A 501-nucleotide genomic window follows, 5' to 3' on the forward strand; every position below is an offset into this window, starting at 1 on the left:
GTTTAATTGTTTCTTAAAGTCTTCGAATTCTTTTCTCAATAACTTAACTCCCTCAAGAGCCATGACACTGAGCATTTCATACTCTACCACTTTTACTTTTACATATTCCTGACCATCTTCTCCGACGAAAGTTTCGAATCTAGATTGGTTAGGTACTTGAGAAGCAGGTATAGTATTCTCTGATACCAACAGAGGTTCAATTTCCTCTAAGCTCTGAGCAATAGTTCCCACTTGGTATTTGCCATTCATCTTAAAGTGAACTGTAGGTATATTACAGATTTGGTCCAGAGTATGATTCAGATTCTCCACTTGAGATTTTAATCTACCATCTGATTCCTTCCAGAAACCAGAAGCTGCAGTAGTTTTAGCAAATACTACTTTGTCTGTAGTAGCCAATCCTAATTGAGCTCTAGTTACATTATGAGGATTATCCCTTCTGTTTGCATGGGTACTTAAATCAGTCTGAGCTTTTGTACCTGCTGCCTTAGCATCGGCAATAGC

Annotated in this window: 1 protein-coding gene; it reads right to left on the reverse strand. The window is 38.1% G+C overall.

The features are described from left to right. The coding region (locus RF638_RS16255; protein ID WP_368842492.1) for a tail fiber domain-containing protein at nt 1–501 on the reverse strand (501 nt) is incomplete at both ends.

The sequence above is a fragment of the Kocuria sp. CPCC 205235 genome, from assembly GCF_040980905.1.
GTDB lineage: Bacteria > Actinomycetota > Actinomycetes > Actinomycetales > Micrococcaceae > Kocuria > Kocuria carniphila.